This window comes from Methylocystis sp. L43 (genome assembly GCF_015709525.1).
GTDB lineage: Bacteria > Pseudomonadota > Alphaproteobacteria > Rhizobiales > Beijerinckiaceae > Methylocystis.
The window spans coordinates 18254-27388 of sequence record NZ_JADNRA010000009.1 but is presented as its reverse complement, the minus strand read 5'-3'; the positions used below and the strand labels follow the sequence as shown (position 1 = coordinate 27388).

Annotated in this window: 6 protein-coding genes and 2 pseudogenes; 6 read left to right on the top strand and 2 right to left on the bottom strand. The window is 61.6% G+C overall.

Going from position 1 to position 9135, the window contains the following annotated elements; translation table 11 throughout:
* The 3 genes and pseudogenes from IYX23_RS00660 to IYX23_RS20010 form a co-directional block, all read left to right on the top strand.
* Nucleotides 1–990, top strand: a 990-nt coding sequence (locus tag IYX23_RS00660) for an efflux RND transporter permease subunit (protein ID WP_196398809.1), incomplete at its 5' end; no start/stop codon positions are given.
* Between the two features lie 666 nt (nucleotides 991–1656).
* Nucleotides 1657–3948, top strand: coding sequence for a copper-translocating P-type ATPase (locus tag IYX23_RS00655; protein WP_109026913.1), 2292 nt, complete (start codon nucleotides 1657–1659; stop codon nucleotides 3946–3948).
* 228 nt (nucleotides 3949–4176) lie between these two features.
* A pseudogene (locus tag IYX23_RS20010) lies at nucleotides 4177–4438 on the top strand (IS1380 family transposase); the annotation flags it as partial.
* 190 nt (nucleotides 4439–4628) lie between these two features.
* Here the strand turns inward: IYX23_RS20010 and IYX23_RS00650 are convergent.
* The gene (locus tag IYX23_RS00650) at nucleotides 4629–4841 is read right to left on the bottom strand and encodes a transposase (RefSeq protein WP_109026914.1); all 213 of its coding nucleotides are present in this window, start codon (nucleotides 4839–4841) and stop codon (nucleotides 4629–4631) included.
* A 762-nt stretch (nucleotides 4842–5603) separates the two neighbouring features.
* Here IYX23_RS00650 and istA point away from each other — a divergent pair.
* Together istA and istB are read left to right on the top strand one after the other, a co-directional pair.
* A complete protein-coding gene (gene istA, locus IYX23_RS00645) occupies nucleotides 5604–7130 on the top strand; it encodes an IS21 family transposase (RefSeq protein ID WP_192879627.1) in 1527 nt (508 codons plus the stop codon).
* Between the two features lie 11 nt (nucleotides 7131–7141).
* Nucleotides 7142–7887, top strand: a pseudogene (gene istB / locus IYX23_RS00640) (IS21-like element helper ATPase IstB).
* Nucleotides 7888–8322: 435 nt separating this feature from the next.
* Here the strand turns inward: istB and IYX23_RS00635 are convergent.
* Nucleotides 8323–8814: a hypothetical protein gene (locus tag IYX23_RS00635; protein ID WP_196391640.1), complete on the bottom strand. Its 492-nt coding sequence runs from the start codon at nucleotides 8812–8814 to the stop codon at nucleotides 8323–8325.
* A 73-nt stretch (nucleotides 8815–8887) separates the two neighbouring features.
* Here IYX23_RS00635 and IYX23_RS00630 point away from each other — a divergent pair, with 73 nt between their 5' ends.
* Nucleotides 8888–9073: a hypothetical protein gene (locus IYX23_RS00630; protein WP_109026916.1), complete on the top strand. Its 186-nt coding sequence runs from the start codon at nucleotides 8888–8890 to the stop codon at nucleotides 9071–9073.
* Nucleotides 9074–9135 lie beyond the last annotated feature (62 nt).

Sequence of the window (9135 nt, the reverse complement as noted above, 5' to 3'; positions counted from 1 at the left end):
TACGGACTCATGATCGGCGACTTGCAAGAGGTTATCGCGACGGCTCTTGGCGGCGAGACCATAACCACGACCGTCGAGGGGCGTGAACGCTATGGCGTCACTATGCGCTATCCGCGCGACTTTCGTTCTGATCCGAGGGCGATCGCCAGCGAAGTGCTCATCGCCATGCCGGGCGGTGGGACGGTTCCGCTCGGCGAGGTGGCGAGGGTCGAACTCGTTCGTGGTCCAACTTCGATCCGCACCGAAAACGGTCAGCTTGCGGTCTATATTTTCGTCGATATTCGGGACCGCGATCTTGGCGGCTATGTCACGGAAGCGCGCAAATCAGTCACAGAAGCGATCGAGTTCCCACCCGGCTCTTATGTCACCTGGAGCGGCCAATTCGAATATCTGGAGCGGGCCGACGCGCGCATGCGGATCGTCGTGCCCCTGACGCTGCTCGTCATTTTCCTGCTGCTCTATCTGAACTTCCGCCGCTTGACCGAGACATTGATTGTCATGCTGTCGCTGCCCTTCGCGCTGGTCGGCGGCGTGTGGCTGATGTGGCTCTTGAACTTCAATATGTCCGTCGCGGTTGCGGTCGGCTTCATCGCGCTTGCTGGCGTCGCCGCCGAGACCGGCGTCGTGATGCTGATCTATCTCGATGCGGCAATGCGCGAGGTCGCGGCCAAGCGCGTGGCCAAAGGGAAGATCTTCACTCGCGCCGATTTGCGAGAAGCGATTATGCTCGGCGCGGTCGAGCGCGTGCGGCCGAAGATGATGACGGTCGTCGCAATCATGGCGGGGCTTGTGCCGATCCTCTGGAGCACTGGCGCAGGGTCAGAAGTTATGCAGCGCATCGCCGTTCCGATGATTGGCGGGATGGTGTCTTCGACGGCTCTGACGCTCGTTGTCATTCCGGCGATCTATGCGCTGATCAAGGGGTTTGGCCTGCCTCAAAAAGGAGAGGTCAAACAGGAGTTGGGGGGAACTATCCACGCAGCTCCATAGAACAATGCACAACAATCTTCACAGGAGGAAAGACTAATGCTTAGACTCTCTATTGCCTTAGCGACGATGCTGGCCCTATCCGTTCCCGCGATGGCCCAAGAGCTCCAGGAGCACGACCCGCAGACTCACGGAATGGTCCCCGGCGGGCATGGCCGTCACATGCATCGTGATTGGAGCACTCCTGGCCAACACAGACATAATGTGTGCTGGCACCGCCATCATGGAAAATGGGTGTGGGTCTGTCGCTGATGGAGAGAGCTTCGTGATTGAACGCATATTCGATGCGAAGCTGACGTACGGTAATTGTCGTCGACAATAATGGAACGGTCCGACCATCGATTTGCTGTCGGGCCGTGTTCCTTAGGCAACAGTACGAGGCGCGGAAGGTCTCATCGGCGTGATATCATCCAAGGAGTCCGCGCCCCTCATAAACCGTCGAGCAAAATGGCGGACCGCATCCAGTGACTTGCAGTTCCGCCGTTAAACTTTGCGTTGTTGATCTTTTCGAGCGACGATACACGACGACATCGGTCGAGCGGGAGCCTCCGCAGCCAATGGTGTCGAGGCCGTGACTGAAGGAACCGCCATTTCTGGAAGCGGGGCGGCCGTATTGCCGAGTGAGCAACGACGATCGACCTTGCGCAAAGGACGCCTAGATCAATTACGATGCCGCTTCTGACGGCGCAAGGAAGGATGAACCGAGTGGCCCACGAGCATCGGCATGATCGCGCCTCGCATGAGGAATCGAAGACGGCCCGTGGCGGTGTCACAATCGAGGATGCGCATCAAGACCCATCCCATGTAGCGGACGTTATCTACACATGCCCGATGCATCCGCAGATTCGTCAGATCGGGCCCGGAAATTGTCCAATCTGCGGCATGACGCTTGAGCCACTCGTCGCTTCGACCGAAGCCGAACCGAACGCCGAACTCGTCGACATGACTAGGCGGTTCTGGATCGGGCTGGCGTTGGCGGCGCCGGTGCTCGTCTTGGAGATGGGCGGACATTTATTCAATCTCCATCACTTGCTAGCGCCGCAGGCGTCGAACTGGCTTCAGCTTATTTTGGCGACGCCGGTCGTGATTTGGGCTGGCTGGCCGTTTTTGGTTCGAGGCGCGCAATCGCTCGTGACACGTAATCTGAATATGTTCACGCTCATCGCCATGGGAACGGGCATCGCCTGGATTTACAGCGTCATCGCAACATTGGCGCCGTCGCTCTTCCCGCCGGCATTCCGCAACCTCGATGGCTCTGTCCCGATCTATTTCGAGGCGGCGGCGGTTATCACCGTCCTTGTTCTGCTTGGACAAGTTCTTGAATTGCGCGCGCGGGAACAGACCGGCGGCGCCATACGCGCGCTCCTCGATCTCGCGCCAAAAATGGCGACTCGGATTAACGCTGACGGATCCGACGAAGAAGTTGTGCTGGATCTTGTGAAGGTCGGCGAGCGCCTGCGCGTCCGTCCAGGAGAAAAGGTTCCTGTGGACGGCGAACTCGTCGAGGGCCGCAGTTCGGTCGATGAGTCCATGGTCACCGGCGAATCCATGCCGGTGACGAAGATTGCAGGCGACAGAGTCATCGGCGGCACGCTTAATCAGACTGGCGGCTTTGTGATGCGCGCGGAGAAGGTTGGCCGCGACACCGTGCTCTCAAGGATTGTCGAGATGGTCGCATCCGCGCAGAGAAGCCGCGCGCCAATACAGCGCCTCGCCGATCAAGTGGCGGGATGGTTCGTGCCCGCCGTCATTCTCATCGCCGTTATTGCATTTCTTGCCTGGGCAATCTGGGGACCGGAACCACGCATGACGTATGGCCTTGTTGCAGCGGTCTCCGTTCTCATCATCGCTTGCCCTTGCGCGCTCGGTCTTGCGACGCCGATGTCGATCATGGTCGGCGTGGGACGCGGCGCGCAGTCGGGCGTGCTGATAAAAAGCGCCGAGGCGCTGGAGCGCTTGGAAAAAATAGACACGCTGGTGGTGGACAAGACCGGGACGCTCACCGAAGGCAAGCCGCGCGTCACGGCCATCCTCGCCGTCACCGGGATCTCCGAGGAAGATCTGTTGGCGACGGCGGCGAGTCTTGAACGCGCCAGCGAGCATCCCCTGGCGTTCGCAATCGTTCAGGCCGCAGCCGAGCGCGGGCTCGCGCTCAAAGGTGCGACGGATTTCGATTCCCCCGTGGGCAAGGGCGTCATCGGTCGGGTCGAAGGCAATGTGGTCGCGATCGGCAATCGTCGATACCTTGTGGAGCTCGGCGTCGATGCGACGCCGCTCGATAGCGACGCTGAACGCCTGCGGGAAGACGGCGCGACTGCTATCTTTGTCGCCATAGACGGAAGAATTTCCGGCGTCATCGGCATCGCTGACCCAATCAAAGCGACGACGGACGCCGCGCTGAAATCGCTGCGCGAAGATGGCGTCGATGTCGTGATGCTAACCGGCGATAACTGGACAACGGCGCGGGCCGTCGCCAAACGCTTGGGAATCGGCGAGATCGAAGCTGAGATCCTCCCTGAGGACAAGAGCAAAGTCGTGACCAGCTTGCGCGAGGCGGGTCGAATCGTCGCCATGGCGGGAGACGGCGTGAATGATGCCCCTGCACTGGCCGCTGCCGATGTCGGAATCGCCATGGGAACCGGAACCGATGTCGCGATCGAAAGCGCGGGGGTGACTTTGCTGAAGGGCGATCTCGGGGGCATCGTGCGTGGTCGACGCCTCTCCAAGACGACGATGCGCAACATCCGCGAGAATCTGTTCTTTGCGTTCATTTATAATGCCGCGGGCGTGCCCATTGCCGCTGGCGCGCTCTATCCGATCTTCGGGCTACTCTTATCACCAACGATCGCCGCCGCAGCGATGACGCTGTCATCTGTAAGCGTCGTCGTCAATTCCCTGCGACTGAAGCAAGCCAGGTTGGACCCCGAGCGAAAAATTGAGATGCCGCCATATACGACCTAAGCAGAGGGCTATAGGACTATTCGGTGCGGGGGCAGTCACCACTCCCACAGCGCCGGCTGTTCTCTCACCACTTTGCCACACTCACAGCATCTGTCATTGGCGGAACTCTCGCCCGCGTTATGAGAGCAAACATTTTGGCCCGCACTCGCCGGATGAACTCTGATTTCACTGTACAATTCGTCATTTATAGCAATTTTTAGAAGGTTAGGCTCGTTGAGTGAGGCGGCGATGACGAACGCGGCGGGTGAATCGGATGGAGAGGCTCTCAGGCTCGATTTTGACCGCCGTCTAAAAGATGCAATTCGGGGTTCGGTCGTGACCTCTGATGTTGGCGTGGTCGCCTTATCGAGAACTCGACGACGCGCTTGGCCTGAGCGGCATGGCGGGCGAGACTCTTGCCGGCGCCTGCACCGGCAAGAGCATGCTCTTGGTTGGCAATTTACGGCGGTCTGGGTTAGGTCGGCTCGCCGGCTACCAGGACGTGAACGACGTGAGCGGCTTCGGCGGGCCCTGGCGTTCTGGGCGTCGGCGCCGGCGTGGTACAATTCCAAGTTCTATCCGGCGATCGACAATTTCGTCGTGGTGCCCGTTTACGCGCGCGTGGACGGCGCCTTGTTCATCAGGTTGAGCGAGAATGTCTCGGGATAGCTCAACGTCGAGAATCTGGCTGGCGCGCGGTACTATGAATCGTAGATCTGCCAGCGCGTCGCTCCGTATCGGCGAGCGATATCGGCCACGATGGCGTTCGGCGTCAGACTCTCGGCGGCGATCCGAGCTTTCTCCGCCTCAGAGCGTCGCCGACGGCCCGTGGGGCCGGCAACCACCTCAATCCGTCCCGCGTAGCCTTCTTTCGAGACGCCCATTTGGGCGTCCATTTTGACGTCTCTGGTCATTACAGCCACCCTCGAAAGCAGGGGCTTCTTCGCATGATCAGAACATTTTCGGCAGAAGGGGATCGGCTAAGCGCTTACGTACTATGTCTTCGAGCATAACAACAACAACACGCCAGGCACCCCGCGCTCGGCCTATGTGACGCTGAACGCGCGAGTTTAAGCGAGTGCCGGCCGTGCACGCGCCGACTGGATGAGCCGTAGGCATCGATAGCCAGTCATTCTCGCCTGATGTATCGGCGCAGGCTCGAAAGACCCTGCGCCGGCTCGCCGGCTCAGCCCCGACTAGAACAAAAACCCTAAGCAGCTCCGCCAACGAGCTTCACGACAACCGCAGCGATTGTGTTCTAAGGGCCGCCAAGACCTGCATAGCAAGACCACCAATAACGCCCCCGCCCACCCAGCGAACATGTGGGCGCGGGTCGTCATTCGTCTCTCATAGCGGCTCCTCTAGTTTCCGCGAGCTGCCCCCTTGCCGTCTGTCCCGGAGCTTGATGCGCTCGCACGTGTTCGGATAGGCGTGGTTTGGCTCCCGGAGTTGCAGCGTTGCTGATTCCGCTTGATGGCGCCCCCTAAAACGAGATGAAGGCGCCCACCCGTTACGGAATGATGGCGCCCCCCGATTCCGAGATGATCCCGCCCCCTGCAACGGAATGATCCCGCCCGGGTGATTTCGTGCAGTGGCTCACCGCCGCCGTTGGCCTGATCAAGTCGCTCCTTTGGCAATCCAAGGGGGAGCGATTCATGCCAGCGGAGCGGATTACGATGCGCCAGGCGCGCGAGATTATTCGGCTGAAGACCGCGTCGGTTTCAGCGCACGAGATTTCCCGGCGTCTCGGCATGCCGCGTTCGACGGTTCGGGAAGCGCTCGAACGCGCGGAGGGCGCCGGGCTCTCCTGGCCGCTGCCGGAGGGAATGAACGACGACGCGCTGGAGGCGGCGCTTTACGCCAACCGGCGCAGCAAGCGCGGTCACCGGCGCGTCGAAGAGCCGGACTGGGCAAACGTGCATCGCGAGCTGAAGCGCAAGCACGTCACCCTGACGATCCTGTGGGACGAATACATCGCCGAGAACCCCGGCGGCTATCGCTATTCGCGCTTTTGCGAGCTGTATCGCGCCTTCGAGAAAACGCTGTCGGTGACCATGCGGCAGACCCACGCCGCCGGCGAGCGCCTGTTCGTCGATTACGCCGGCGACGGCGTTCCCGTCGTCGTCGACAGGCTCACCGGCGAAGTGCGCATGGGGCAGATATTCGTCGCGGTGCTGGGCGCGTCGAGCCTCACATTCGCGAGAGCGAGCTGGACGCAGACGCTTCCTGACTGGATCGACGCCCATGTCGGCGCGCTTGAGGCGATCGGCGGCGTTCCGCAGCTCATCGTGCCGGACAACGCCAAGACCGCCATCGTCAAAGCCTGCTTCTACGATCCACAGGTCAACCGCACCTACGCCGACATGGCGGCGCATTACGGCGCCGCGCTTTTGCCGGCCCGGCCCAGAAAACCGCGCGACAAGGCGAAGGTGGAATCGGCGGTGCTGATCGTCGAACGCTGGCTGCTCGGCAGGCTGCGTCGCAAAACCTTCTACAGCCTCGCGGAGGTCAACGCCGCCATCGACGGGATGCTGAAAACTCTCAACGAGGAGCGCCCCATCCGCCGGCTCGGTGTCACCCGTCGCCAATTGTTCGACGAGATCGACCGCCCGGCATTGAAGGCGCTTCCAGTCGAGCCTTACGAATATTGCGAATGGCGCTTGCGCCGCGTCGGCATCGACTATCACGTCGAGATCGACGCGCATTATTACTCCGTGCCTTATCGCTTCGCCCGGGCGGAGGTCGAAGCGCGCCTGACCGTCCGCGGCGTCGAGATTTTCTGCAAGAGCGAGCGCATCGCCGTCCATCTGCGGATGAGCGGCAACCGCAAGCACACGACCATTCCCGAGCACATGCCGTCGAGCCACCGGCGCTATGCCGGCTGGACCGTTGAACGCATCCGCGAGGACGCCCGCAAGATCGGCCCGGCGACGGCGGCGCTCTGCGAGCAGATTCTGGAGGCGCGGCATCATCCCGAACAGGGCTATCGCGCTTGTCTGGGCATCGTCCGCCTTGTCGGCCCCTACGGGTCCGAGCGCGTCGAGGCCGCGGCGGAGCGCGCCATCGAGATCGGCGCGAAGACCTACGGCTCGGTCAAATCCATCCTCGACAACAAGCTCGATCGGAAGCCGGCGGCAAAGCGCGCCGCGGACGCGGCTCCGATCCTTCACCCCAATATCCGCGGCCCGCGCTACTATCATTAGGAGACAGCGACTTGCTTAAACATCCCACCCTCGACCAGCTTCACGCCCTCGGCCTTTACGGAATGGCCAAGGCTTTCGCCGAACTCGCAGAGACAGATGAGGCGAAAGGGATCGACCGCAACGACTGGCTCGCGCTGCTGCTTGATCGAGAAGCGTCTCTTCGACGCGACAAGCGGCTGACGGCCAGGCTGCGCGCCGCAAAACTCCGCCAGCAGGCCAGCATCGAAGATGTCGACTACCGCGCCGCGCGCGGGCTCGACCGCGCCCTGTTCCAGAAGCTAGCCGAGGGCCAATGGATCGACGCCCACGACAATCTCGCCCTCGTCGGTCCGTCCGGCGTCGGCAAGAGCTGGCTCGCCTGCGCCATCGGCCAGAAGGCTTGCCGGGACAATCGCTCGGTCGTCTATCATCGCTGGCCGAAGCTCTGCGAAGACCTTGCACTCGCGCGCGGCGATGGGCGCCACCGCGTCTTATCAAATCCCTCGGCCGCGCCGATCTCCTGATCCTCGACGACTTCGGCCTCGAGCCGCTCGACGCCGGCGCCCGCCACGATCTCCTGGAAATCCTCGAAGAGCGCTATGGGCGACGATCGACGATCGTCACATCCCAACTTCCCGTGACCTCATGGCATGAGGTCATCGGCGATCCCACCTACGCCGACGCGATCTTGGACCGCCTCGTGCACAACGCGCATCGCGTAGAACTCGTCGGCGAGAGCCTGCGCCGCGCCCGCGCCAAAGGACCCAAAACGACTTGACCAAAAACAATCGGAGGTGAGACAAATCTCGTCGGTCAACGAACGCGGCGCCCGGGCGGGATCATCTCGTAAAAGGGGGGCGCCATTATCCCGGAATCCCCGGGCGGCATTATCCCGTTACAGACGGGCGCCTTCGTCGGAATCGTCAGGCAACCCGCCGACTCAAGTCTTTGTCGGCTCTTCAGCGGCGTAGGCGCATCCTTCGGCGAGCGCAGCGGCAAAGAAACACGCCCAGGCAATCGCCAGTCGCGCGCAAGACGCGTGACCAAAATTCATGCGCTAACCGACGCGTAACGCTGCCTCTCGCCTTCTGACAACCGGCGGTCAAGTCGCTGTTTACCCGGCGGGCGCGGACATTCTGGCGAAACTGCCGCCTTATGGCGTTGCGCGGGCGACGACGGTTATCGCAGCGCCATTCACCGCCACACGCGCGCCCTAACCCCAAGGGACAAACTTGCCTCCGTCTGCGTCGCTGCGATCGCCGCCAAGGGTTAGGCGAGGCGATGTTGCGTCTGGCAAATCCAACTTGGGGATAGCGTATCGTTGGTTGAGCAAGGGCATGTAGTTGGACGCTGACGGCGCGGGCATGCCCGTGACGAACGCGGCCGCTGCCAGGAGAAACTGGACGCCGCGATCCGCTTTTGGTTTGCGGAAGAAGACGAACTGGCGATCCATACCGTGGCGGCCGCAGCCTACCGCTCTCTCCGCGACCTTATGGCGCGACGCGGATTGCAGCCTTTTGGCGAATTTGTGCGCGCTGGATTTTTTTCGGCGGAGCTGCGCGACGCGCTGCCGATCGAGGCGGTCATAGACGACTGCCGCCGGCGGCAAGCTGTCTTCGGTACGGAGTGGCGTCGTGCTTAGCATACTGCGCGCGCCTGGGTTGGACGCCGGCCCGAGCAACCTGGCCTTGACCGGGCCGAACATGGCGCGAATCCGACTGTTAAGAAATCATGGAACAAAGCCACCGCAGAAAAGTTGCGGCCTCGGGCGGGCCGTGATGACAGAAAAAAACAACCAAAGAAGCGACCCGCTCGCTCGCGAACTCCAGGAATTGCCCTTCGCCGGTCTCCAGCAAATCGGCAAGGAGCTACGGATTAAGCTCACAGAGATCATCGGGGAACCGCTGCCCGACGAGTTACAAGCGCTATTGGAGAAATTGGAACAGGAGCTTGACCAAAAGTAGACGCGCAGCGGCGTGCTGACGATTGTCGTCCATCAATGGTGGCGAGCACGTAGCCTACATAG

Bases quoted from the DNA above. Each gene is read 5' to 3' on its own strand.
- IYX23_RS00655 (WP_109026913.1), top strand. From the start codon at position 1,657: ATGCCGCTTCTGACGGCGCAAGGAAGGATGAACCGAGTGGCCCACGAG.
- IYX23_RS00650 (WP_109026914.1), bottom strand. From the start codon at position 4,841: ATGACCAGAGACGTCAAAATGGACGCCCAAATGGGCGTCTCGAAAGAA.
- istA (WP_192879627.1), top strand. From the start codon at position 5,604: ATGCGCCAGGCGCGCGAGATTATTCGGCTGAAGACCGCGTCGGTTTCA.
- IYX23_RS00635 (WP_196391640.1), bottom strand. From the start codon at position 8,814: ATGTTCGGCCCGGTCAAGGCCAGGTTGCTCGGGCCGGCGTCCAACCCA.
- IYX23_RS00630 (WP_109026916.1), top strand. From the start codon at position 8,888: ATGACAGAAAAAAACAACCAAAGAAGCGACCCGCTCGCTCGCGAACTC.